General features: G+C 41.3%; 23 protein-coding genes and 1 tRNA gene. 8 read left to right on the top strand and 16 right to left on the bottom strand.

What is annotated here, in order from left to right; all coding sequences use genetic code 11:
• Positions 1-2 precede the first annotated feature (2 nt).
• Together tsaE and I2D56_RS07690 are read right to left on the bottom strand one after the other, a co-directional pair.
• Entirely contained in the window at positions 3-452 is a 450-nt protein-coding gene (gene tsaE, locus I2D56_RS07695) for a tRNA (adenosine(37)-N6)-threonylcarbamoyltransferase complex ATPase subunit type 1 TsaE (protein ID WP_123159665.1), read from the bottom strand.
• Between the two features lie 123 nt (positions 453-575).
• Positions 576-1,997 carry an NCS2 family permease gene (locus I2D56_RS07690; RefSeq protein WP_195348286.1) on the bottom strand — a complete coding sequence of 474 codons (1,422 nt, stop codon included), beginning with the start codon at positions 1,995-1,997 and terminating at the stop codon, positions 576-578.
• Between the two features lie 253 nt (positions 1,998-2,250).
• Between I2D56_RS07690 and I2D56_RS07685 the strand changes: the two genes are divergently transcribed.
• The 7 genes from I2D56_RS07685 to serS all read left to right on the top strand — a co-directional run bounded on the left by I2D56_RS07685 (position 2,251) and on the right by serS (position 9,711).
• A complete protein-coding gene (locus tag I2D56_RS07685; protein ID WP_195348285.1) occupies positions 2,251-3,063 on the top strand; it encodes a Cof-type HAD-IIB family hydrolase in 813 nt (270 codons plus the stop codon).
• 291 nt (positions 3,064-3,354) lie between these two features.
• Positions 3,355-4,377: an alcohol dehydrogenase AdhP gene (adhP, locus tag I2D56_RS07680; protein ID WP_048715224.1), complete on the top strand. Its 1,023-nt coding sequence runs from the start codon at positions 3,355-3,357 to the stop codon at positions 4,375-4,377.
• Positions 4,378-5,017: 640 nt separating this feature from the next.
• Complete coding sequence (locus tag I2D56_RS07675) at positions 5,018-6,007, top strand: PTS sugar transporter subunit IIB (RefSeq protein WP_120701222.1); 990 nt, start codon at positions 5,018-5,020, stop codon at positions 6,005-6,007.
• Between the two features lie 27 nt (positions 6,008-6,034).
• Positions 6,035-6,838, top strand: coding sequence for a PTS mannose/fructose/sorbose transporter subunit IIC (locus I2D56_RS07670; protein WP_023022258.1), 804 nt, complete (start codon positions 6,035-6,037; stop codon positions 6,836-6,838).
• Between the two features lie 18 nt (positions 6,839-6,856).
• Positions 6,857-7,768: a PTS system mannose/fructose/sorbose family transporter subunit IID gene (locus I2D56_RS07665; protein WP_023022256.1), complete on the top strand. Its 912-nt coding sequence runs from the start codon at positions 6,857-6,859 to the stop codon at positions 7,766-7,768.
• A gap of 80 nt (positions 7,769-7,848) precedes the next feature.
• Complete coding sequence (locus I2D56_RS07660; RefSeq protein ID WP_123160934.1) at positions 7,849-8,217, top strand: DUF956 family protein; 369 nt, start codon at positions 7,849-7,851, stop codon at positions 8,215-8,217.
• A 216-nt stretch (positions 8,218-8,433) separates the two neighbouring features.
• Positions 8,434-9,711 carry a serine--tRNA ligase gene (gene serS / locus I2D56_RS07655; RefSeq protein ID WP_123160935.1) on the top strand — a complete coding sequence of 426 codons (1,278 nt, stop codon included), beginning with the start codon at positions 8,434-8,436 and terminating at the stop codon, positions 9,709-9,711.
• Positions 9,712-9,761: 50 nt separating this feature from the next.
• Here serS and I2D56_RS07650 read toward each other — a convergent pair whose 3' ends face one another.
• From I2D56_RS07650 to I2D56_RS07590, 13 genes are all read right to left on the bottom strand, one after another.
• Positions 9,762-10,532, bottom strand: a complete 771-nt coding sequence (locus tag I2D56_RS07650; RefSeq protein WP_023022250.1) for an acetyl-CoA carboxylase carboxyl transferase subunit alpha — start codon at positions 10,530-10,532, stop codon at positions 9,762-9,764.
• The gene (gene accD / locus I2D56_RS07645; RefSeq protein WP_042361364.1) at positions 10,532-11,392 is read right to left on the bottom strand and encodes an acetyl-CoA carboxylase, carboxyltransferase subunit beta; all 861 of its coding nucleotides are present in this window, start codon (positions 11,390-11,392) and stop codon (positions 10,532-10,534) included. Before accD ends, I2D56_RS07650 begins: the two co-directional genes overlap by 1 nt.
• 88 nt (positions 11,393-11,480) lie before the next feature.
• A complete protein-coding gene (locus I2D56_RS07640) occupies positions 11,481-12,848 on the bottom strand; it encodes an acetyl-CoA carboxylase biotin carboxylase subunit (RefSeq protein WP_048715214.1) in 1,368 nt (455 codons plus the stop codon).
• 10 nt (positions 12,849-12,858) lie between these two features.
• Entirely contained in the window at positions 12,859-13,281 is a 423-nt protein-coding gene (fabZ, locus tag I2D56_RS07635) for a 3-hydroxyacyl-ACP dehydratase FabZ (RefSeq protein WP_006596902.1), read from the bottom strand.
• Positions 13,278-13,760 carry an acetyl-CoA carboxylase biotin carboxyl carrier protein gene (accB, locus tag I2D56_RS07630; protein ID WP_023027706.1) on the bottom strand — a complete coding sequence of 161 codons (483 nt, stop codon included), beginning with the start codon at positions 13,758-13,760 and terminating at the stop codon, positions 13,278-13,280. Before accB ends, fabZ begins: the two co-directional genes overlap by 4 nt.
• Position 13,761: 1 nt before the next feature.
• Positions 13,762-14,994: a beta-ketoacyl-ACP synthase II gene (fabF, locus tag I2D56_RS07625; RefSeq protein ID WP_195348284.1), complete on the bottom strand. Its 1,233-nt coding sequence runs from the start codon at positions 14,992-14,994 to the stop codon at positions 13,762-13,764.
• 18 nt (positions 14,995-15,012) lie between these two features.
• Complete coding sequence (gene fabG / locus I2D56_RS07620; RefSeq protein ID WP_006596905.1) at positions 15,013-15,747, bottom strand: 3-oxoacyl-[acyl-carrier-protein] reductase; 735 nt, start codon at positions 15,745-15,747, stop codon at positions 15,013-15,015.
• Between the two features lie 12 nt (positions 15,748-15,759).
• Positions 15,760-16,680 (bottom strand): ACP S-malonyltransferase, encoded by a 921-nt coding sequence (gene fabD, locus I2D56_RS07615; protein WP_023027705.1) that lies wholly within the window; start codon positions 16,678-16,680, stop codon positions 15,760-15,762.
• 24 nt (positions 16,681-16,704) lie between these two features.
• Positions 16,705-17,670 carry an enoyl-[acyl-carrier-protein] reductase FabK gene (gene fabK / locus I2D56_RS07610; RefSeq protein ID WP_195348283.1) on the bottom strand — a complete coding sequence of 322 codons (966 nt, stop codon included), beginning with the start codon at positions 17,668-17,670 and terminating at the stop codon, positions 16,705-16,707.
• Between the two features lie 110 nt (positions 17,671-17,780).
• Positions 17,781-18,005: an acyl carrier protein gene (locus I2D56_RS07605; protein ID WP_003003892.1), complete on the bottom strand. Its 225-nt coding sequence runs from the start codon at positions 18,003-18,005 to the stop codon at positions 17,781-17,783.
• 55 nt (positions 18,006-18,060) lie between these two features.
• Positions 18,061-19,035, bottom strand: coding sequence for a beta-ketoacyl-ACP synthase III (locus I2D56_RS07600; protein WP_195348282.1), 975 nt, complete (start codon positions 19,033-19,035; stop codon positions 18,061-18,063).
• Complete coding sequence (locus I2D56_RS07595) at positions 19,035-19,469, bottom strand: MarR family winged helix-turn-helix transcriptional regulator (protein ID WP_006597415.1); 435 nt, start codon at positions 19,467-19,469, stop codon at positions 19,035-19,037. Before I2D56_RS07595 ends, I2D56_RS07600 begins: the two co-directional genes overlap by 1 nt.
• Positions 19,470-19,567: 98 nt before the next feature.
• The gene (locus tag I2D56_RS07590) at positions 19,568-20,359 is read right to left on the bottom strand and encodes an enoyl-CoA hydratase (RefSeq protein WP_023027702.1); all 792 of its coding nucleotides are present in this window, start codon (positions 20,357-20,359) and stop codon (positions 19,568-19,570) included.
• Between the two features lie 213 nt (positions 20,360-20,572).
• Here I2D56_RS07590 and I2D56_RS07585 point away from each other — a divergent pair, with 213 nt between their 5' ends.
• The gene (locus I2D56_RS07585) at positions 20,573-21,922 is read left to right on the top strand and encodes an aspartate kinase (RefSeq protein ID WP_195348281.1); all 1,350 of its coding nucleotides are present in this window, start codon (positions 20,573-20,575) and stop codon (positions 21,920-21,922) included.
• Between the two features lie 72 nt (positions 21,923-21,994).
• Here I2D56_RS07585 and I2D56_RS07580 read toward each other — a convergent pair.
• Positions 21,995-22,068, bottom strand: a tRNA-Asn gene (locus I2D56_RS07580).
• Between the last annotated feature and the right edge of the window lie 82 nt (positions 22,069-22,150).

Here is a 22,150-nt window from a genome sequence, read left to right as displayed (position 1 = left end):
CTTCAAGCTCCTACAGAAGTCAGAAATGACTCCCTTAATTGTTCTGCACGTTCACCGACAGCTGACAAGCGTATCTCACGTCCGTCACCGTCCTTGAGCAGTTCAACCTTTAAATATCCAGCAGGAAGACTGGTCTCTAGCAACTCTCCCCATTCAATGACGGTAACCCCTTCACCAAATAAAAAGTCATCCAAATCAATCGAATCTGGATCGTCCCCAATACGATAGACATCCAGGTGATACAAGGGCAAGCGTCCTTCATATTCTCTCACGATAGTATAAGTAGGACTTTTGATCATCTGGCGAATGTCCAAACCTTGAGCAAGGCCTTTTGTAAAGGTTGTTTTTCCTGCCCCCAAATCTCCAGTAAGAATCACTACATCCTGTTTTTCTAATCGTTGACCCAACTGTTTCCCAATCGCAATCAACTCTTGTTCATTTTGACTTTTCATTCCACCATTATACCAAAAATAATTGATTCTTGCCCACAATTTTTAGTCAATCATCCTTCTAGCTCACATGAAACAATAAAAAGAAGCTTGGACTATTTGTCCAAGCTTTCCTCTATTTCCATTCTAGTGCAAGGCCATACTGATAAAGTTCAGGATAAACAAAGCATCTAAAATCCAAATCATACTGTGAACATCTTTGGCTTCACCTTTGACAAGTTTGGTCACTGTATAGGTAATAAAACCTGCTGCAATCCCATTTGTGATTGAATAGCTGAACCCCATAAAGATAGAGGTGAAGAAGGCTGGTACAGCTTCTGCCATATCATCCCAATGGATGTTTTTCAAGCTACTTAACATCATGATCCCAACGATAATCAAAATTGGTGCTGTCGCAGCAGTTGGAACAATGGCAAGAAGGGGACTAAAAATACTTGACACAGCAAAACAAAGGGCTACTACGAGGGCTGTCAGACCAGTCCGTCCACCAGCTCCAATACCCGCAGCTGACTCAACATAAGTCGTCACATTCGAAGTACCCGCAATTGCACCAACAGATGTCGCTACTAGATCTGAATAAAGGGCTTTATCCAATTTAGCGGATTGGTGATTTTCACCATTTGTGGCAACAATACCAACTTTTTCACCTGTTCCAATCAAGGTACCAATAGTATCAAAGATATCTGTCAATGAGAAAGCGAGAATAGCCATCAAGGTTTCAGGAAGACGAGAAGTATTGGTAATCAAAGAACCTAATCCTTCTGAACCAAGTGCAGCTCCAAAAATTTTGCCAAGATCATTGACAGCTGCTCCAAGATGGGTACTACCAAAGTCAATCGTTGAAAGATCAACAATTCCAAACACAATACCGAGGATTGTTGTCGTAAGGATAGAAAGGATAATTCCTCCTTTAATGCCCTTGATGACAAAGAAAACAGTAATGGCTAAGCCAGCCAAGGCAAGGAGGACTGTCGGACTATTGAAACTAACAAGTCCTGGGACCGCTGCAGAATTTGCTGTAATCGCTGCATTCGCTTTGTCAGCCCCTTCTCCTGCCACCGTATAGGTATGCGGATCAATCGAAAACTTCAACAAGCCAGCATTTTTAATTCCAACATAGGCCAAGAAAATTCCGATACCAGCTGAAATAGCTGAACGCAAAGCATTTGGAATGGACTCAATAATCATTTTCCGAACATTGGTTAATGTGATAACCAATGAAATTAGTCCGCAAATAAAGACCATTCCCAAGGCTTCTTTCCAAGAATAGCCCATCCCAAATACCACTGTAAAGGTAAAGAAGGCATTCAAGCCCATTCCTGGTGCTTGGGCATAAGGCAGATTCGCGTAGAAAGCCATCATGAGAGTCCCGACGACTGACCCAATAATGGTTGCTAGAAATACTCCTTGAGCAGGCATTCCTGTTTGGGAGAGCATTTGAGGGTTTACAAATAAGATATAAGACATGGCAAAGAAGGTCGTTAAACCAGCTAATACCTCTGTACGAACCGTCGTTCCGTGTTCAGATAGTTTAAAAAACTTATCCATTTTTCTAATAAACTCCTTAAAAAAAATAAATCTGCTCGCGACTCAATCACGAACAATACTAATATCTTATCAAATATCATTCACTTTTACAAGAGATTCATCTGAACAATCTTTTCTGCCACATTATTTACCATTCGAAAGACTGAAATTTTCCTATTTATCTGGTATAATGGTAGCATTCTTCTTAAAATATGGCACTTCTATACTCCTTATTTAGAGTTCGAAAAACCATACAAATGAAAGGATTCTTCCTATGAATAAAAAACTAATTGCTGTCGATTTAGATGGCACCTTATTAAATTCTGAGAGCAAATTATCATCCTATACGATTGAAACCATCCAGAAAGTCAGTGAACAAGGCCACCAGGTCATTATTACAACTGGGCGTCCCTATCGAATGGCAGATCACATCTATAAGGAATTGGGATTGGAAAGTCCCATGATTAACTTTAACGGCGCTCTCACTCATATTCCAAATAAAAAATGGTCGAAAGAACTATCCATGACCCTTGATAAAAAATACCTCCTCGATATGGTCGAGAGAGAAAATGACATCCAGGCGGACTTTATTGCAGGAGAGTACCGAAATAAGTTTTATGTCACCCATACCTACCACCATACGATTGATCCCGCCTTATTTGGGGTTTCAAAAATCTCCTCCAAAACAAAATTCGAAGCCCGTAAAGTTACCGAAAACCCAAACGCCATCCTCTTTCAAACACGCGCTGAAGATAAGTATGCTTTAGCCGAAGAAATGCGTGATTACTACCATCACGATCTAGAAATCAATAGCTGGGGTGGTCCCCTCAACATTCTTGAATGTGCTCCAAAAGGCGTCAATAAGGCCTTTGCCCTCAACTATCTCCTCGAGACTTACGGACTTAATCGGAAAGATCTGATTGCCTTTGGAGACGAACAAAACGATACAGACATGTTGGCTTTCGCAGGAACTGGTTATGCAATGAAAAACGCCAATCCTGTCCTCCTCCCCTATGCCGATAAACAAACCGAGTATACAAATGATCAGGACGGCGTTGCTCGTCAACTAGAAAAACTCTTCCTATAAATAAAGTGAATCGCTTGAATCACCTTTTACAAGAAAGGATTCAAGCTTTTTTGTTTTCTCAAACATACGAAACTTTATAGGGACTTTTTCTGAAAATAATTTAACCAGTTAAGTTTATTTTCAGAAAATTTTTCTATGTAAACGCTTGCTAACTGATGGAGTTTGTGATAAAATTAACATAACAAAAATAAAAAAGGAGCCTAGCTCGTTTCATACGATAATGATTCAAGTGATGTTACTTCTCGTTTTATTACCGTCTCTAATTCAACTAAGCTCTTGAGGAGGAAAACTATGAAAGCTGTTGTTGTAAATCCAGAAGGTACTGGTGTTGAAATTGTTGCAAACAAGGAGATGCGCCCATTAGAAACAGGGGAAGCTCTTGTTCAAATCGAATACTGTGGTGTCTGCCACACGGACTTGCACGTTGCTCACGGAGACTTCGGTAAAGTTCCAGGCCGTGTTCTTGGACACGAAGGAATCGGGATTGTTAAAGAACTTGCTCCAGATGTGACAAGTTTAAAAGTTGGTGACCGTGTCAGTGTTGCTTGGTTCTTCGAAGGATGTGGCACTTGTGAATACTGTACAACTGGTCGCGAAACTCTTTGCCGTACTGTAAAAAATGCTGGTTACTCTGTTGATGGAGGAATGGCTGAACAATGTATCGTAACTGCAGACTACGCAGTAAAAGTACCAGAGGGATTAGATCCAGCCCAAGCTTCTTCTATTACCTGTGCCGGTGTTACAACCTACAAAGCTATCAAAGAAGCCAAAGCTGAACCAGGCCAATGGATCGTTATCTATGGAGCTGGTGGCTTGGGTAACTTAGCTGTTCAATATGCCAAGAAAGTCTTCAACGCTCATGTCATCGCTGTTGATATCAACAATGATAAACTCGAATTGGCTAAAGAAGTTGGGGCAGACTTTGTCATTAATGGTCGTGAAGTCGAAGATGTCCCAGGATTGATCAAAGAAAAAACAAATGGTGGAGCTCACTCTGCTGTCGTAACAGCCGTTTCTAAAGTAGCCTTCAACCAAGCAGTAGATTCAGTTCGTGCGGGTGGTCGCGTTGTTGCAGTCGGACTTCCTTCTGAAATGATGGAGCTCAGCATTGTGAAAACAGTATTAGATGGTATCCAAGTCATTGGTTCTCTTGTTGGAACTCGTAAAGACTTAGAAGAAGCTTTCCAATTTGGTGCAGAAGGTTTGGTAGTGCCAGTCGTTCAAAAACGTCCAGTAGAAGATGCTGTTAAGGTCTTTGACGAAATGGAAGCCGGAACCATTCAAGGACGTATGGTACTTGACTTCACTAACTAAATAAACGAACCTACAAGACTAGTCCAAGAGGGCTGGTCTTTGAATTTAGACAAACTATTGTTTTACATAAAATAGCTAGATGATTTTCTTAAATGACTTTTACGTTTTAGTCATTTAAGAAAAGGAAAAAACTTTCCGCTGTGGGAAAAGTGCTTGAAACACAATTGTTTCAGACACTCGGAATTATTGAGACCTTAGGCTCAATAATTAGTTATGGAACTTCGAAGAAGTTCGCTGACGTCCGTACTCACCTAAGGAAAGTTTTTCATAAGACTATGGCTTCAATCTGAGACCAACCCAATTGGGCTGGTCTTTTTCACTTTCTCATAAGCAGGGCCTACAAGGAGTTTCTATATCTTTATTTTACCCCTCAGAAGCTACTACTTATCTTTTCAGAAACTTCGAATCCCCTTCACTCCCATTTTGTCAAGGATTTCCAAAGGCTTTTCGAGTTCAGTCGTAAAAAACTCTGCTAGCACTCGAAGATAAATATTAACAAATTAATATATTAAAAAACCTTCTTTTTCCTTTAATTTAGTACTGAAAAATTGACTTTATGATGAAAACGTTTTATAATAAATTAGCTTAAAGTTTTCTTAAACTGAAAGTCAAACAAATTTTATAAGGAGGAATGTCAATAATGAGTATTGGTATCATTATTGCTAGCCACGGTGAATTTGCAGCTGGAATCCACCAATCCGGCTCGATGATCTTTGGGGATCAAGAGAAAGTTCAAGTGGTTACGTTCATGCCAAGTGAAGGCCCAGATGATCTCTATGCTAAATTCAATGCTGCTGTTGCCGCATTTGATGCAGAAGATGAAATCTTGGTTTTGGCTGACCTTTGGAGTGGTTCTCCATTTAACCAAGCTAGTCGTGTCATGGGGGAAAATCCAGATCGTAAATTTGCGATCATCACTGGATTAAACCTTCCGATGTTGATTCAAGCTTATACAGAGCGTTTGATGGATGCAAATGCAGGCGTTGATCAAATCGCTGCAAACATCATCAAAGAATCTAAAGATGGAATCAAAGCTCTTCCAGAAGAATTGAATCCTGTCGAAGAAGCAAGCACTGCTTCAGCTGCTCCTGTTGCCCAAGCTGCTATTCCAGAGGGAACAGTGATTGGAGATGGCAAACTCAAAATCAACCTTGCTCGTCTCGATACTCGTCTCCTTCATGGACAAGTCGCTACTGCTTGGACTCCTGATTCAAAAGCAGATCGCATTATCGTTGCTTCAGACTCAGTTGCCAAAGATGAACTCCGTAAAGAGTTGATTAAGCAGGCGGCACCAAATGGTGTAAAAGCAAACGTAGTCCCAATTCAAAAATTGATCGACGTCGCAAAAGATCCACGCTTTGGTGAAACACATGCTTTGATCTTATTTGAAACACCTCAAGACGCTCTTCGTGCCATCGAAGGTGGTGTTCCGATTAAAACCTTGAACGTTGGTTCAATGGCCCACTCAACTGGTAAAACCATGGTTAACAATGTGTTGTCAATGGATAAAGAAGATGTGGCTACATTTGAAAAAATGCGTGATCTTGGAGTAGAATTTGATGTCCGTAAAGTGCCAAATGACTCTAAGAAAGATTTGTTTGACTTAATTAACAAAGCTAACGTTCAATAATCGATTACTTACGAAAGGATTTTAAACATGTCTATTATTTCTATGGTATTAGTGGTCGTTGTTGCCTTCTTAGCAGGTCTTGAAGGTATCCTTGACCAATTCCAATTCCACCAACCACTTGTTGCTTGTACCTTAATCGGTTTGGTAACAGGTAACTTGACTGCCGGTGTGATGCTTGGTGGTTCCCTTCAATTACTTGCACTTGGCTGGGCAAACATTGGAGCTGCCGTTGCACCCGATGCTGCTCTTGCATCTGTCGCTGCTGCGATTATCTTGGTTCTTGGTGGTGACTTTAGTTCTAAAGGAATCGCTGTGGCTCAAGGTGTGGCTATTCCACTTGCAGTCGCTGGTCTTTTCTTGACCATGATCGTCCGTACTCTCTCTGTTGGTTTGGTCCACACTGCCGATGCTGCTGCTAAAAAAGGTGATATCAAAGGGGTAGAACGCGCTCACTTTGTAGCTCTTCTTCTTCAAGGTCTTCGTATCGCTATTCCTGCAGCCCTCTTGTTGATGATCCCTGCTGAAACTGTTAAAGGTGCGCTTGAAGCGATGCCTGCTTGGTTGTCAGACGGTATGCAAATCGGTGGAGGTATGGTTGTAGCCGTTGGTTATGCTATGGTTATCAACATGATGGCAAGCCGTGAAGTTTGGCCATTCTTTGCCATTGGTTTTGCACTTGCTGCCGTCAGCGAATTAACTTTGATTGCTCTTGGAGCGATTGGTGTTGCCCTTGCCTTGATTTACCTTTCACTTTCTAAGAAAGGTGGCAACGGAGGTGGCGGAGTCGCTACTTCTAATGACCCAATCGGCGATATTCTCGAAGACTATTAAGAAAGGTGTGACACTATCATGACTGAAAAATTACAATTATCTAAATCAGATCGTCAAAAAGTTTGGTGGCGTTCAACCTTCTTGCAAGGTTCTTGGAACTACGAACGGATGCAAAACTTGGGTTGGGCTTACTCATTGATCCCAGCTATCAAAAAACTCTACACCAAGAAAGAAGACCAAGCGGCTGCTCTTGAGCGTCACATGGAGTTCTTCAACACTCACCCATACGTAGCTGCTCCAATCATCGGGGTTACTCTTGCCCTTGAAGAAGAAAAAGCAAACGGTGCTGCTATTGATGATGCTGCTATCCAAGGGGTTAAAATTGGTATGATGGGGCCTTTGGCTGGTATCGGAGATCCAGTCTTCTGGTTTACAGTTCGTCCGATCCTTGGAGCACTTGGTGCATCTCTTGCCTTGACTGGTAATATCCTTGGTCCACTCATCTTCTTCCTTGCATGGAACGCAATTCGTATGTCCTTCTTGTGGTATACCCAAGAACTTGGATACAAAGCCGGTTCTGAAATTACCAAAGATATGTCTGGTGGAATCTTGCAAGATATCACTAAAGGAGCTTCTATCCTTGGGATGTTTATCCTCGCTGTCTTAGTAGAACGTTGGGTATCGATTAAATTTATCTTCAATGTCTCATCAGTTAAGCTAGACGATAAAGCTTATATCCACTGGGATAAACTTCCTGAAGGATACAAGGGAATCCAAGAAGCCTTCGCTCAAGTTGGTTCAGGCCTATCTCAAACACCGGAAAAAGTTACGACTTTCCAACAAAACTTGGATTCATTGATTCCTGGTTTGATGGGCTTACTTCTTACTTTTGCTTGTATGTGGTTGCTTAAGAAGAAAGTATCTCCTATCACTATCATCATCGCCCTCTTTGTCATCGGTGTCTTGGCACACGTTGCGGGCTTGATGTAAGCAAAGATCAACAAAAAAGAAGGTTTCGACCTTCTTTTTATTATGATATAATGAAATGAACATAGTTACAGGAGGAGCACATGGCGCAATCACAGAATAAAACCGTGGAATTCCATACCACTGGTGTCTCTTATCTAGGGGTTGGAGGAAAGGTTGGAAAAATTTTAGTTGGGAATGCTGCTTTCGAATTTTATGCGGATGCAAATGTTGAAGACTACATCCAAATTCCCTGGCAGGATATCGAACAAATCGGAGCTAATGTATCCGGACGTAAAATTAGCCGCCATTTTGAAATCTATACCAAAGAATCAAAATTTCTCTTTGCTTCTAAAGACTCGGGAAAAATCTTGAAAATTGCACGAGAACATTTAGGAAATGATAAAATTGTCAAGCTACCGACCTTGATCCAAACCATCGTAGCTAAAATTAAAAATCTATTTGCAAAATAATTGCTTTTCTTGTATAATAAACGAAAACGGATAAGTAAATTAAGAAAATCTTTCAGAAAGTCTGCGGTTGCTGCGAGCAGATAGAAATCTTAATTGAATTCTACCGTTTAGTTAAAATACAATATCGAATCAAGTGCACACCTGTGAAGTTGGATGGAACCGTGGCTCTGCCACTCCAACACTCTGACAGGTGTGTTTTTTGTTAAAGGAGAAGCTATGTTAGATATTAAACGGATTCGTACAGACTTTGATGCAGTTGCTGAAAAATTAGCGACACGCGGTGTAGATGCTGCCATCTTGAACGAAATGAAAGAAATCGATGCCAAGCGTCGTGACATCTTGGTCAAAGTAGAAGGCCTCAAGGCTGAGCGTAACACCGTTTCTGCTGAAATCGCCCAAGCCAAACGCAACAAAGAAAATGCAGATGATAAGATTGCTGCCATGCAAACTCTTTCTGCAGAAGTCAAAGCACTCGATGCAGAATTGGCAGAAATCGATGCGAAATTGACAGAATTTACCACTACTCTTCCAAACATCCCAGCTGACAGTGTTCCTATTGGAGCAGACGAAGACGATAACGTAGAAGTTCGCCGTTGGGGAACTCCTCGTGAGTTTGACTTTGAACCAAAAGCCCACTGGGATCTTGGCGAGGACTTAGACATCCTTGACTGGGAACGTGGTGGGAAAGTTACTGGTGCACGCTTCCTTTTCTATAAAGGCCTGGGAGCTCGTTTGGAACGTGCCATCTACAACTTTATGCTAGATGAGCACGGTAAGGAAGGCTATACGGAAGTCATCACCCCTTACATGGTCAACCATGACTCTATGTTTGGTACTGGGCAATATCCAAAATTTAAGGAAGATACTTTTGAACTCAGCGATACTAACTATGTCTTGATCCCAACTGCTGAAGTGCCTCTAACGAACTACTACCGTGATGAAATCATCGATGGCAAAGATTTGCCAATCTACTTTACTGCCATGAGCCCATCTTTCCGTTCAGAAGCTGGTTCTGCCGGTCGAGATACTCGTGGCTTGATCCGTTTACACCAATTCCATAAGGTTGAAATGGTCAAATTTGCCAAACCGGAAGAATCATACGAAGAATTGGAGAAAATGACAGCCAACGCTGAAAACATCCTTCAAAAACTAAACTTGCCATACCGTGTCGTTGCTCTTTCTACAGGAGATATGGGCTTCTCAGCTGCTAAGACTTATGACTTGGAAGTTTGGATTCCTGCTCAAAACACCTACCGTGAAATCTCAAGCTGTTCCAATACAGAAGATTTCCAAGCCCGTCGTGCGCAAATCCGTTACCGTGATGAAGCAGATGGTAAAGTGAAACTTCTTCATACCTTGAATGGTTCTGGATTGGCTGTTGGACGTACCGTCGCTGCTATTCTTGAAAACTATCAAAACGCAGATGGTTCTGTAACCATTCCAGAAGTCCTTCGTCCATACATGGGTGGAGCTGAAGTTATTGCACCAAAATAAGATAAGATAAGATAAAAAAACTGAGTCTTGCATCTGCAAGCCCAGTTTTTTTAATATTTACGAAAACGCTGGTAGCGTTGCTCTAGCAGATCTTCGAGAGACAAAGCTTGTAGTTCCTTCAATTCTGCTTGAATTTCCTTCTTCACTTGAGCTAGTAGTTCTCCATTTGAGAAACCATGCTCCGGAATCACCTTGTCCACAATATCCATATTTAACAACTCATGCGAAGTAATCTTCATCAACTCAGCAGCTTCCATGGCACGGCTTCCATCTTTCCATAGAATAGAAGCAAATCCTTCTGGACTCAAGACGGCATAGATAGAGTTCTCCAACATCCAGACCTTGTCCGCTACAGCCAGAGCAAGGGCGCCACCTGAGCCTCCTTCTCCGATGATAATTGCAATAATCGGAACCTTTAAATCACTCATTTCCATGAGGTTACGCGCGATAGCCTCACCCTGTCCCCGTTCTTCAGCGCCAACACCCGGATAAGCACCCGCGGTATTGATGAAGGTTACTACTGGACGACCAAACTTCTCCGCCTGTTTCATCAGACGCAAAGCTTTTCGATAACCTTCAGGGTGGGGTTGACCAAAGTTTCTACTTAGGTTATCCTGAAGATTCTTTCCTTTTTGAATCCCGACAACCGTTACCGCTTGATCTCCAAGCCAACCAATTCCACCAATCACTGCACCGTCATCTCGGAAATTCCGATCTCCATGTAGTTCGATAAAGTTTTCAAAAATTCCATGAGCATAATCAAGAGCTGTCAAACGTCCTTGGTCACGAGCTTCTTTAATAATTTGTGTTATTCTTGTCATTACTTCCCTCCATGAAAGGCTAACAAGTCTGCGATTGTTGAACGCATATCACTACGCTGGACAATCACATCCACAAAGCCATGCTCTTGTAAAAATTCAGCCTTTTGGAAATTATCCGGCAACTGTTCCCGCACGGTTGACTCGATCACTCGACGACCTGCAAATCCCACAAGGGCTTGACTCTCTGCAATGATGATATCCCCTTCCATTGCAAATGACGCCGTTACCCCTCCTGTTGTTGGGTCTGTTAGAACGGTAAGATAAAACAAGCCTGCTTTTGAGTGTCTTTGAACAGCTGCAGAGATTTTAGCCATCTGCATCAAACTGACGATTCCTTCTTGCATCCGAGCACCACCAGAAGCTGTAAAGAGCACGACTGGGAGCTTTTCTTCTGTCGCCAATTCAAATAGGCGGGTAATCTTTTCACCGACCACAGAGCCCATAGAAGCCATGATAAAATTGGAATCCATAATACCAAGAGCGACTTTATGGCCCCCAATCTTTGCAGTTCCTGTTAACACAGCCTCATCAAGCCCTGTTAATTCACGAACAGTCGCCAATTTCTTCTTGTAGTTTGGAAACTTAAGCGGGTCCTTGGTCTCAATACCCGTAAACAGTTCAATAAAGCTTCCTGGATCAATTGTCAATTGAAGCCGTTCTACAGCAGAAATACGGAAGGTATAGCCACACTTAGGACACAGACGTTCACTTCCTAGATCCTTTTGGTAAATGGTATGTTTACAGCCCGGACACTGAGAAAACAACTCATCTGGAACCTCTGGTTTCGGCTGAGGTGCTTCAATGGCCGACCGATTGGGATTAATTCGAATGTACTTATCTTTTTTAGAAAATAAAGCCATCAACTTCTCCTTACTTGGTAAAAGAACTTTGTAATTGTGCGCGTTCATTCCTTGTGAAAATGAATCTCACATTTACAAAGTTCAATGTTTATTGATTTTTCTGATAATTTGGTAAAAATGTCTCCATCAGAAAGGCGGTATCGTAATCACCAGCAATCACATTCGAATCTGAAATCAAATCCAATTGGAAATCACTGTTGGTCATTACACCGTCAATTTCCAACTCATAGAGGGCGCGTTGCATCTTCATCAAGGCATCAAAACGATTCTCTCCATGGACAATGATCTTGGCAATCATACTATCGTAGTAAGGTGGAATCGTATAGCCAGGATAGACAGCTGAATCCACACGCAAGCCGACTCCTCCACTTGGAAGATAGAGATTGGTGATTTTTCCTGGGCTAGGTGCAAAGTTAAAGGCAGGATTTTCTGCATTGATCCGGCATTCAATGGCATGGCCAGAGATTTGAATATCTTCTTGGCTTACAGACAATTCTTGCCCAGCAGCAATTTTAATTTGCTCTTTCACGATATCAATTCCAGTAACAAATTCTGTCACAGGATGCTCTACTTGAACCCGAGTGTTCATCTCCATGAAGTAAAATTCGCCTTTTCCTTCATCGTAAAGAAACTCGATTGTCCCAGCATTTTCATAGCCAACAGATTCTGCTGCTCGGACAGCTGCAGATCCGATTTGGTCTCGAATTGTCTTACCGATTGCTACGGATGGAGATTCTTCGAGGACTTTTTGGTTGTTTCTTTGAAGGGAACAATCCCGTTCACCCAAATGAACCACATGTCCAAATTGGTCAGCCAAAATTTGAACCTCAATATGACGAGCTGGGTAGATGACACGTTCAAGGTACATAGCTCCATTGCCAAAGGCCGCCTTAGCTTCTGTCGAAGCAGATTCAAAAGCTGGAACTAGGTCCTCTGCCCGTTCTACTTTACGGATACCTTTACCGCCACCTCCAGCTGACGCCTTCAGCATAACAGGATAGCCAATCCGATCAGCAACTTCCAAGGCTTCTTCAGCTGTATGAACTTCACCATCTGATCCTGGAATCACAGGTACGCCTGCTTTGATCATTTGTGCTCGGGCATTAATTTTATCACCCATCATATCCATAACAGATCCTGATGGTCCAATAAACTTAATCCCTACTTCTTCACACATGGTGGCAAACTTCGAATTTTCACTCAAAAATCCAAATCCTGGGTGAATCGCTTCTGATCCAGTCAAAACTGCTGCAGATAAAACAGCATTCATGTTCAAATAAGACTCGGTTGACTTGGCAGGCCCAATACAAACTGCTTCATCCGCTAGTAAGGTATGCAAGGCTTCTTTATCAGCCGTTGAATAGACAGCGACTGTTTCAATTCCTAATTCACGAGCAGCTCGAATAATCCGGACCGCAATTTCACCACGATTCGCGATTAAAATTTTTCGGAACATAGAAACCTCCCTAGTTACCAATTGCAAATGTTAGGGTCCCGCTAGCAGCTAATTTCCCATCGACTTCCGCTTTTGCTTCCACGACCGCAATCGAACCACGACGCTTGACAAAGGTAGCCGTCATCACGAGCTGATCTCCCGGAACGACTTGTTTTTTAAATTTAACCTTATCCATTCCAGCGTAAAAGACTAATTTCCCTTTATTTTCTGGTTTGGATAATTCTAAGACACCGGCAGTTTGTGCCAAGGCTTCCATAATGAGGACACCTGGCATTACTGGGTAGCTTGGAAAGTGCCCATTAAAGAAGGGCTCATTGATCGTCACATTCTTAATGGCTACAATCGTATCCTCACTTGTTTCAAGGACGCGATCCACCAACAACATCGGATAGCGATGCGGAAGAGCCTCTTTAATAGCTTGAATATCGATCATTTAATCCGTACCAATCCTTTCCCAAACTCGACCATTTCTTCATTTGAAACAAGGATTTCAGTGACGATTCCATCTCTTGGCGCAGGAACTTCATTCATGACTTTCATTGCTTCAATAATCAATAAAGTTTGGCCTTTTGAAACGCTATCTCCAACCTGAACAAAAGCTGGTTTATCTGGACCTGAAGCTAAATAAGCTACACCGACAAGAGGACTTTCAACTACTTCCCCTTCTGCTGCTACTGTTGGAGCAACTTCTGGAGCTGACGGAGCAGCTGGTTCTTCTGCGAGAACAACAGGGCTTTCAACAGCGGGCGCCACTTCCTGAACTACAGGAGCTGGCGTAGCAGGTTGCGAGCTAGCTACACTGCCAGTATTTTTACTAAATGATAGCACATCCGTTGCATTTTGATAGCTAAATTCACGAAGACTGGATTGGTCAAATTGACTCATTAGGTCTTTAATTTCTTGAATATTCACTTTATCCCTCCCAACGTTTAAAGGCTAAGACAGCATTGTGTCCTCCAAATCCAAATGTATTGGAAATAGCATAGGAAATCGGACGTTCTTGCCCTTCACCAAAGATGACATTGGCTTCAATATAATCTGATAACTCTTGTGTTCCAGCAGTTTTTGGAACATATTGATGGCGAATTGCTTCAATTGTCGCAATAGCTTCAACTGCCCCTGCTGCTCCCAAGAGGTGACCTGTAAATGATTTTGTAGAAGATACTGGAACTTCTGTACCAAATACAGAAACGATTGCACCACTTTCTCCTTTTTCATTTGCTGGAGTAGAGGTTCCATGGGCGTTGACATAATCAACTTGAGCTGGTTCAATTTCTGCCTCATCCAAAGCCAACTTCATTGCCTTGATAGCACCTTGACCTTCTGGATGTGGAGAAGTCATATGGTAAGCATCACAGGTATTACCGTAGCCCACCACTTCAGCAAGAATGGTTGCACCACGTTTTTCAGCGTGTTCCAAACTTTCAAGTACCAACATACCTGATCCTTCACCCATTACAAATCCATTCCGATCTTTATCAAATGGAATAGAAGCACGAGTTGGATCTTCTGTTGTTGAAAGAGCTGTTAGGGCTTGGAAACCGGCAATTGCAAATGGCGTAATAGAAGCTTCTGAACCACCCACCAACATCAAATCTTGGAAACCAAACTTAATAGCGCGGAAAGCATCCCCAATTGCATCATTGGAAGAGGCACAAGCAGTATTGATCGATTTACAAATTCCATTAGCTCCAAAACGCATCGCAACATTACCAGATGCCATATTTGGCAAAGCTTTTGGAAGTGTCATTGGTTTGACACGTTTTGGTCCTTTTTCATGCAAGCGAATCACTTGATCTTCGATTTCTTTAATACCACCGATACCAGAAGCAACAATGACACCAAAACGATCTTTATCAATAGTTTCTACATCTAAACCTGCATGATTCACAGCTTCTTGAGCGGCATACAAGGCATACAAAGAGTAGTTGTCAAAGCGGTTTGTATCTTTCTTGATAAAGTACTTATCAAATGGGAAATCATGGATTTCAGCTGCATTATGAACAGCAAAGTCACTGTGGTCAAATTTTGTAATTGGACCAATTCCAATCTTTCCTTCTTTTAAGCTATTCCAAAATTCTTCTGGAGTGTTTCCGATTGGAGATGTCAAGCCATAGCCTGTTACAACAACACGATTTAATTTCATTTCAAAACCTACCTCTTTTTATTGCATGGTTAAGCCACCATCAATTGCGATGACTTGCCCTGTTAGATATTCTTGAGTCGCAAGAAAGACTGCAACATCTGCTACTTCTTCTGTATTTCCAAATCGTTTCATTGGAATTTGAGCGAGAGACATTTCTTTAATTTTTTCAGGAAGTCCTTCTGTCATATCAGACTCAATGAAGCCCGGCGCAATGACATTGACTCGGACATTTCTACCAGCTACTTCACGTGCTACCGATTTAGAAAAACCAATCAAACCAGCTTTTGAGGCAGCATAGTTGGCTTGTCCAACATTTCCTGTCAGACCGACAACACTCGACATGTTAATGATAGCACCTTCACGCGCCTTGGTCATCGGTTTTAAGACTGATTGTGTCATATTAAAAGCACCGGTCAAATTCACCTTCAAGACTTGCTCGAAATCTTCTTCCGTCAATTTCAACATGAGCTTGTCATTGGTAATCCCAGCATTGTTGACAAGGATATCTACTGAACCAAGTGCTTCAATCGCTTCCGCGACCATTCGTTTCGCTTCCGTAGCTTGGGATACATCCCCAGTAACGCCAACTACCTTCACACCGTATGAGGCAAATTCATCCACTAGACCTGCTGGGAGCTCTCCACGACTATTTAAGACAATGTTGGCACCTTTTGACGCAAATTTATGCGCAATAGCCAATCCAATGCCTCGACTTGAGCCAGTAACAAATACATTTTTATTCTTTAGTTCCATAGTCACCTCATCTTATTCGTTCAGTAGGGCATCAAGGCTGGCTTGATCCTCCACATTTTTCGTTGGAAGAGTTTTATCAATCTTTTTCAAGAAACCAGTCAAGACCTTACCTGGACCAATTTCAATCACTTCATCTACTCCAAACTCTTGAATCGTCGCAATCGAATCATAGAAACGAACAGGCTCCATCACCTGGCGAGCTAATAAAGCTTTGATTTCGTCTGATTTCATGATCTTTGCTTCTGTATTCCCAACCAAAGGCAAGCTAAAGTCCTTAAAAGTAACTTTTTCAAGTTCAGTCGCTAGTTTTTCACTTGCAGAAGCAAGCAAGGCCGTATGGAAAGGACCAGAGACATTTAGAGGAATCAACCGTTTTGCCCCTGCTTCTTGTAAGAGTTCAACTGCATAATCCACAGCTTCAACCTCTCCACCGATCACAATTTGGGCAGGAGTATTGTAGTTAGCTGGTGTTACAACTCCCTTTTCAGAAGCCTGTTGACAGATTTCTTCAATCAAGGCAGGATCAGTATTCATAACAGCTACCATCTTCCCGCTTCCAGCAGGCGCAGCTGTTTCCATAAATTCACCCCGCTTGGCTACCAAAGCGACTGCTTCTTCAAAAGAAAGAGCACCTGCAGCAACCAAAGCAGAATATTCTCCTAGGGAGAGACCGGCAACAATATCCGGTGTCATGCCCTTTTCTGCTAATAGACGATAAATAGCTACTGAAGTTGTCAAAATAGCCGGTTGGGTAAAGCGTGTTTGATTGAGCTTGTCTTCATCAGAATCAATCAATTCTCGTAAATCATAGCCCAAAATCTGACTTGCAGTATCAAATGTCTCCTTAACAATCGGATAAGTTGCATACAAGTCACTAGCCATCCCCAATTTTTGGGCACCTTGACCAGCAAATAAGAAAGCACGTTTTGTCACTGTCCTCTTCCTTTCCTTTACTTGTTAGAATTTGACATCTGCCCAGCGAGCTGCTTCTTTCTGAATGACTTTAGCAGCTCCAAAATAGATATCTTCCAAGATTTCAGCACAGGTTTCTTCTTTACCTACGAGACCTGCAATTTGTCCTGCCATCACAGATCCGTTATCAACGTCTCCGTCCACAACAGCATTGCGAAGAGCACCTGCTCCTAATTCTTCAATTTCTTCTTGAGTCTTCTTACCTGCCAAGAAATCTTTTTCCGCTTGGTTATAGGCAGAAGCCAATTTATTCTTAATCGCACGAACTGGATGGCCAACAACTGACGCAGACACTACTGTATCAATGTCTTTAGCTTTCAAGATTTTATTCTTAAAGTTTTGGTGAGCATTTGATTCTTTAGCTACGACAAATCGTGTTCCCACTTGAACAGCAGCTGCTCCAAGCATGAAGACTGCAGCTGCTCCAGCACCATCAGCCACACCACCAGCACCAATAACGGGAATAGAAACAGCTTCGACCACTTGACGAACCAGGGTCATGGTAGTCAATTTACCAATATGCCCACCTGCTTCCATTCCTTCAGCAATCACAGCATCCGCACCTAGTTTTTCCATCCGTTTTGCTAAAGCTACTGAAGGTACAACTGGAATAACGGTAATGCCAGCTTCGTGGAAACGATCCATATATTTCCCAGGATTCCCTGCACCAGTGGTAACAACTTTAACCCCTTCTTCGATAACCAAGTCAACAATGTCATCTGCAAAAGGAGAGAGGAGCATGATATTCACTCCAAAAGGTTTGTCAGTAATGGATTTGACACGATCAATATTCGCTTTGACAACTTCTTTAGGTGCATTTCCTCCACCGATGATCCCAAGACCACCTGCATTGGATACAGCTCCAGCAAGATCTCCATCTGCTACCCAAGCCATACCACCTTGGAAAATTGGATATTTAATGTTTAATATTTCTGTAATTCGTGTTTGCATAGTACCTTCCTCATTTTCGCTTAAGTAATAGTTTGAAAGCGGTTCTTTGCTTTGAGCGTCAAACTATTACCTAAACAAGAGAGAATATCTTTCGATACTCTCATCCATTATTATTTAGTTTTTTCTTCTACGTAAGCAACAAGGTCACCTACAGTAGACAATCCTTCTTCAGTTTCAATTTGAATGTCGAATGCATCTTCAATTTCTGAAATCACTTGGAACAAATCCAATGAATCAGCTTCAAGATCTTCAAAAGTAGACTCAAGTGTTACTTCTGATGGTTCTTTACCAAGTTCTTCAACGATAATTTCTTGTACTTTTTCAAATACTGCCATGATTGGCCTCCTTAAAATAATAAAAAATTTTTAAAATGTGTTACCACATGTTTAACTAGATTGTAACAAGAAGTGAGCCCCATGTCAAACCTCCACCAAATCCAGACAGAAGAATTGTTTGACTTCCATCCAATTTGATCAGTCCTTGGTCGACACACTCCGATAATAAAATTGGAATACTTGCGGCACTCGTGTTACCATATTCCATCATGTTTGCAGGAAGTTTTTCCCGATCAACCCCGATTTTCTTAGCCATTTTATCTAAGATACGGTCATTTGCTTGGTGCAGAAGAAAAAAATCAATCTCTTCAACAGGCACTGGAGCATCTGCTAACGTATTTTTAATACTCTTAGCCACATCCCGAATGGCAAAATCAAAGACTGCTCTCCCATCCATTGACAAATATTTTTTATCTTCTTCCTTATCAGAATATGGTGAAGATAAACCAACAGATGATGATTGAAGAACTTCTCCACGGGAACCGTCTGAAAACAGACTTTCTGCTAAAAAAGTTTGTTGCTCGGAAGCTTCCAATAAAACACCGCCAGCACCATCCCCAAACAAGACTGCTGTTGTCCGATCTTCCCAATCGATCACTTTCGATAAGGTTTCACTTCCGATAACGATTCCTCGTTTGTACTGGCCAGAGCGAATATACTTTTCAGCAGTCGCAAGCGCAAATACAAATCCACTACAAGCAGCGGTCAAATCAAAAACAAAGGCTTTAGAGGCACCAATTTTAGCTTGAACACGAGCAGCTGTAGATGGCATCATAGAATCCGGAGAAATCGTTGCAACAATGATAAAATCTATCTGATCCGCATGTAAACCACTCTTTTTAAGCAAGCGACGAGCTACTTCCGCAGCTAAATCGCTGGTTGACTCCGACTTGGATATATGGCGCTTTCGAATTCCCGTCCGACTTGCAATCCACTCATCGCTGGTATCCATCCGTTCAGAAAGATCTTGATTGGAAATCACTTGGCTAGGCGAATAATGGGCTACTTGACTTATTTTTGCAAAAGTCATTATTTCAACTCCTCCAAGAAACGATAAAGGTTCTGCAAACCTTTTTGCATCACTTTCCGTTCATCTGGAGACATCCCATCGATAATCTGATTGACCATCCGCTTGTGAAATTGTTGGTGAAGGCGATACAAGAGCTTTCCTCTTTTTGTCAAACTCAAATGGACAACACGACGATCAACTTCAGACCTGGTTCGTTCAATATAACCTTTTCGTTCAAGATTATTTAAACTGGTAGTGACTGTACCTAACGTTACCATTAACGAACGCGAAATATCACTTGGAGTTGCGTTTGGTGTTGAGCCGATCACATCAATTGTGTGCATTTCCTTGATAGAAACATCATTAAATCGACTGCTACGTAAACTAGTTTCTTCGATGACTAATACGTTGTTAAAAATGGATGTAAGATAATCATTGACTAGTTGAAAATTCAAAAACCACACCCCCTATTCATTACTTTGATAATCGAATTTTATCAAAATTCAAACCAAATAGCAAGCCTCAACAACAAAAACATAGAAATTTTACGTTTTTATTTTCCTTGAAATTTTGGCCGCCGACGCTCTGAATAGGCTATCACTCCCTCTTTGAAGTCTTCTTTTAGAGATAGATTTCTTTGTAACTTCAACTCAATTTCGGCATAGCGATCCCAGTCAATCAACATACTAGACCATGCCAACTCCTTAATCGCAGCAAAAGAATTGTCTGAGCTACGTCTTAACTTCATGAGAAGTTGATTGGCAGTCTTATCTAATTTTTCTACTTCAGAAACCTTATAAACAACTCCATATTCCAGAGCCTTTTCAGCACCTAATGGTTCACCAGTCATCGCTAACTGAGTTGCTCTACTCAAACCAATCGCTCTTCCTAAAAGGAAAAGACCACCTGCATCAGGAGCTAAACCGACTCCAACAAAGGCTTGAATAAACTTCGCTTTATCAGACGCAATACAAAAATCTGCCGCTACTGCCATATTAGCAGTTGCTCCTGCAACCGCACCATCTGCAACCATAATCACTGGTTTTGGAATTTGCTTCATTCTTTTAGAGATTTGATTAACCAATTCCGCAATTTGCGTTAAAGAATCGATATCATCGGCATCGACAGCCCGTTTCATCTCTGCTAGATCACCACCGACTGAAAAAACCTTTCCGACTGCTTTAAATAAAATAAAACGAACGTCTGCGTTCTGCTCAGCTAATTCTAATGCTTCAAGAATTTCCTGACACATTGGAATGTTAAAACCATTTGAAACCTCAGGCCTATTTAAAATAATGGATGCGAGATCCTCTTCTACAGAAAATATAATCGTTTCGAACACCATAAGCTACCTCTTTACTAATTAGCTATTCAAATTATTTGATAGTTGAACTTGTTTATTTTTATATTATTTTAGCACAACTACTTTGAGAAGTAAATTACATTTTCATAACAAAGTGTCTCATCCGAAAGACTCCCTTGATAACAGTGCTATTTTAGATTGTAACAAGGCCCTATCTTTGGTATAATTTAAAGAAAGTTGTGTAAAGGAGTCCACATGAAAGTAGTTAAATTTGGTGGTAGTTCATTAGCATCTGCTACCCAGCTAGAAAAAGTATTCAATATCGTTAAAGAAGATGAAACCCGTAAATACGTTGTCGTCTCTGCCCCAGGAAAACGAAATCCTGAGGATACAAAAGTTACAGATGCCCTCATTAAGTATTACAAAGAATATACCAACGGAAAAGATACTAGTCAAAGTCAAGAATGGATTATCAATCGCTATCGTTCTATTACAGAGGAGTTAGACTTGGACGAGGAAATAATTGAAGAGATTTCTAGAGATATCAAGTCTCTTGCAACACTTCCCAAATCCGATAACACCTTCTTATATGATACCTTCTTGGCAGCTGGAGAAAACAATAATGCAAAACTGATTGCAGCCTACTTTGTTAAAAAAGGCTTAGAAGCAAAATATATCCACCCAAAAAATGCAGGTATTTTTGTAACAAGTGAACCTTGCAATGCCCGTATTCTCCCTTCTAGTTATGACAAGATTGAAGAACTGATAAACCATAATGAGATTTTAGTTATCCCAGGATTCTTTGGAATTACAAAAGAAGACCAAGTATGTACATTCTCAAGAGGAGGATCTGACATTACAGGATCCATTATCGCAGCCGGAGTTAAAGCAGATCTCTACGAGAACTTTACGGACGTAGACGGTATTTTTTCAGCCCACCCAGGAATCATTAAACATCCTCATTCTATTCCTGAATTAACTTATAAAGAGATGCGAGAATTAGCCTATGCTGGCTTCAGTGTCCTCCATGATGAAGCACTCGTACCTGCATATCGTGGAAAGATTCCAATGGTCATTAAAAACACCAACAATCCAAAACATCCAGGTACCAAGATTGTGCTGAACCATACCGATGAAAAAGTTAAAGTTGTTGGAATAGCAGGAGATTCTGGATTTGTCAGCATTAATACCACAAAGTACCTAATGAATAGAGAAGTCGGTTTTGGTAGAAAACTATTACAAATTTTAGAAGATTTGAATATTAGTTGGGATCACATGCCAACAGGAATTGACGATTTATCGGTCATTCTACGTTCGAAAGAACTAACCCCAATTAAAGAACAAGAAATCCTAAAACATTTAATCCAAGACTTACAAGTGGACTATGCAGAAATCGAACATGATCTTTCTATTATCATGATAGTAGGAGAAAATATGAAAAATCAGATCGGTGTAACTGCAACAGCTACGAAAGCTTTATCAGAAAACAACATTAATATCCAAATGATTTCCCAAGGATCCAGTGAAGTTTCTATCATGTTTGTAGTTAATCAAGAACAAGAAAAACAAGCCATAAAAGCTCTATACAATGTATTCTTTAACTAAAAAAAGGTTCGAAAGAACCTTTTTTACTTATCTAATAAAAAAGAAAAATAAAAAAACCCTTTCGGGCACTTACTCCGCCAGTAGGACTCGAACCTACGACATCATGATTAACAGTCATGCGCTACTACCAACTGAGCTATGGCGGAAAAAAGCTAAGCGACTACCATATCTCACAGGGGGCAACCCCCAACTACTTCCGGCGTTCTAGGGCTTAACTTCTGTGTTCGG

It is taken from the genome of Streptococcus australis, from assembly GCF_015553625.1.
Classification (GTDB): domain Bacteria; phylum Bacillota; class Bacilli; order Lactobacillales; family Streptococcaceae; genus Streptococcus; species Streptococcus australis_B.
Note: the sequence above shows the minus strand (reverse complement) of the source record. Positions and strands in the feature narration are given on the sequence as shown.

Coding starts and splice junctions, on each gene's coding strand:
- I2D56_RS07685 (WP_195348285.1), top strand. CDS start 2,251: ATGAATAAAAAACTAATTGCTGTCGATTTAGATGGCACCTTATTAAAT.
- serS (WP_123160935.1), top strand. CDS start 8,434: ATGTTAGATATTAAACGGATTCGTACAGACTTTGATGCAGTTGCTGAA.
- I2D56_RS07690 (WP_195348286.1), bottom strand. CDS start 1,997: ATGGATAAGTTTTTTAAACTATCTGAACACGGAACGACGGTTCGTACA.
- I2D56_RS07650 (WP_023022250.1), bottom strand. CDS start 10,532: ATGACAAGAATAACACAAATTATTAAAGAAGCTCGTGACCAAGGACGT.
- I2D56_RS07590 (WP_023027702.1), bottom strand. CDS start 20,359: ATGGTGTTCGAAACGATTATATTTTCTGTAGAAGAGGATCTCGCATCC.
- I2D56_RS07675 (WP_120701222.1), top strand. CDS start 5,018: ATGAGTATTGGTATCATTATTGCTAGCCACGGTGAATTTGCAGCTGGA.
- I2D56_RS07585 (WP_195348281.1), top strand. CDS start 20,573: ATGAAAGTAGTTAAATTTGGTGGTAGTTCATTAGCATCTGCTACCCAG.
- adhP (WP_048715224.1), top strand. CDS start 3,355: ATGAAAGCTGTTGTTGTAAATCCAGAAGGTACTGGTGTTGAAATTGTT.
- fabZ (WP_006596902.1), bottom strand. CDS start 13,281: ATGATCGATATTCAAGCTATTAAAGAGGCTCTTCCGCATCGCTATCCG.
- I2D56_RS07640 (WP_048715214.1), bottom strand. CDS start 12,848: ATGTTCCGAAAAATTTTAATCGCGAATCGTGGTGAAATTGCGGTCCGG.
- fabF (WP_195348284.1), bottom strand. CDS start 14,994: ATGAAATTAAATCGTGTTGTTGTAACAGGCTATGGCTTGACATCTCCA.
- tsaE (WP_123159665.1), bottom strand. CDS start 452: ATGAAAAGTCAAAATGAACAAGAGTTGATTGCGATTGGGAAACAGTTG.
- I2D56_RS07605 (WP_003003892.1), bottom strand. CDS start 18,005: ATGGCAGTATTTGAAAAAGTACAAGAAATTATCGTTGAAGAACTTGGT.
- I2D56_RS07665 (WP_023022256.1), top strand. CDS start 6,857: ATGACTGAAAAATTACAATTATCTAAATCAGATCGTCAAAAAGTTTGG.
- I2D56_RS07600 (WP_195348282.1), bottom strand. CDS start 19,035: ATGACTTTTGCAAAAATAAGTCAAGTAGCCCATTATTCGCCTAGCCAA.
- fabK (WP_195348283.1), bottom strand. CDS start 17,670: ATGCAAACACGAATTACAGAAATATTAAACATTAAATATCCAATTTTC.
- I2D56_RS07670 (WP_023022258.1), top strand. CDS start 6,035: ATGTCTATTATTTCTATGGTATTAGTGGTCGTTGTTGCCTTCTTAGCA.
- fabG (WP_006596905.1), bottom strand. CDS start 15,747: ATGGAACTAAAGAATAAAAATGTATTTGTTACTGGCTCAAGTCGAGGC.
- I2D56_RS07660 (WP_123160934.1), top strand. CDS start 7,849: ATGGCGCAATCACAGAATAAAACCGTGGAATTCCATACCACTGGTGTC.
- accD (WP_042361364.1), bottom strand. CDS start 11,392: ATGGCTTTATTTTCTAAAAAAGATAAGTACATTCGAATTAATCCCAAT.